The sequence below is a fragment of the Pedobacter sp. ASV28 genome (assembly GCF_016428855.1).
Taxonomy (GTDB): Bacteria; Bacteroidota; Bacteroidia; order Sphingobacteriales; family Sphingobacteriaceae; genus Pedobacter.
Map to the genome: position 1 here is coordinate 1 of NZ_JAELTN010000129.1, position 1,436 is coordinate 1,436.

The window sequence follows — 1,436 nt, forward strand, 5'->3', positions numbered from 1 at the left end:
AATGGATCAAGCGGAAAAGTTGGGGGGAATGAAATAATTTGTTTCTTTTGTAGTTTACAACAGTTACGATTCCCTTGAACCAAGCCGAACAAACCCTTATCAGTTTTTTATTGCCAGATGGTATTCTGGATTATTTCGCAATACTCAAAGTAGAAAAAGAGTCAAAAGAGCTTCAGATCTATCTGGAAGAAAAGAATATAGCCCCCTCTGGCTATCAGATAGCTGAGCTTGAATCAAAGGGCTTTCTTCCGGAAGTTGCCATTCAGGATTTTCCTATTCGTGGACAAAAAGTTGCCTTATGCATCAAGAGACGCAGATGGACCGTTAAAAAGGCTGGAGATATTATCAGTAGAGATTGGGATTTAGTAAGAAAGGGGGCTCGAATGACTACGGAATTCGGTCTTTTTTTAAAAGGAATATTTGGATAACCATCCCATTAGCTGTTATCATTTAGGGCATTATTTCCAAATAGACGGCAAACAGCTCCAGGAGCAGTATAAAGAGCACATTAGTGATTACAGTAATTGGAACCAGAAAGCGCATGCGGATGATTGGATGCTTTTTGTGAAGAATGTAAGCCCTAGGCTCAGTATTGATGAAACAGCTTTATCCAATGGGGAGCTTTATACTATTGTGACCAATAAGGAAGCCAAAGGTAGAAAGGGTGCTATTGTAGCCATTATCAGGGGTACAGTCGCCGAAAACATTATTTCCGTACTGAAAAAGATCCCGGAACGACTGAGGAAACGGGTGCGGGAAGTAACCATGGATATGGCTGCCAATATGCAGCTGGCCATAAAACGGTGTTTTACAAATGCACATCGGGTAATTGATCGTTTCCATGTTCAGAAATTGGCTTATGATGCAGTCCAGGAAGTTAGGATAAAGTATCGCTGGGAGGCTATCGATGCAGAAAATGATGGTGTTATGAGAGCGAAAAAGGACAAGACCGCTTACCAGCCAGAAATATTGGCCAATGGAGATACATTAAAGCAATTGCTGGCACGGAGCAGATATCTTTTGTTTAAGCATCCTTCAAAATGGACTCCGAATCAGGGACTTAGGGCAGAGCTACTCTTTGAAAGGTATCCAAAATTAAAGAATGCATACAATATCGCCCAAAGATTGGGAGATATATTTAGGCTGTGCAAAAGTAAGGAGCAGGCCTTTAAAAAATTGGCAATATGGTATAATGAGGTTGAAGTATGTGGTATTGATTCTTTTAGGACTGCTGCCAGATCAATTCAGTCACATTATCTGTATATCCTTAACTTCTTTATTAACAGGGCTACAAATGCTTCTGCAGAATCTTTCAATGCAAAGATAAAAGCCTTTAGGGCAACATCGAGAGGCGTAAGGGATATTAAGTTTTTCTTATTCAGATTATCGAAAATATATGCCTAGAGTTTAACTCCCCCAACTTTTCCGCTTGATCC

General features: G+C 40.2%; 2 protein-coding genes. Both read left to right on the forward strand.

The features are described 5' to 3' along the window. Window positions 1–74 precede the first annotated feature (74 nt). Complete coding sequence (locus JHD79_RS22485) at window positions 75–428, forward strand: transposase (RefSeq protein WP_199121598.1); 354 nt, start codon at window positions 75–77, stop codon at window positions 426–428. Continuing rightward, window positions 421–1,404, forward strand: coding sequence for a transposase (locus tag JHD79_RS22490; RefSeq protein WP_233164847.1), 984 nt, complete (start codon window positions 421–423; stop codon window positions 1,402–1,404). Before JHD79_RS22485 ends, JHD79_RS22490 begins: the two co-directional genes overlap by 8 nt. The last annotated feature ends 32 nt before the right edge of the window (window positions 1,405–1,436 follow it).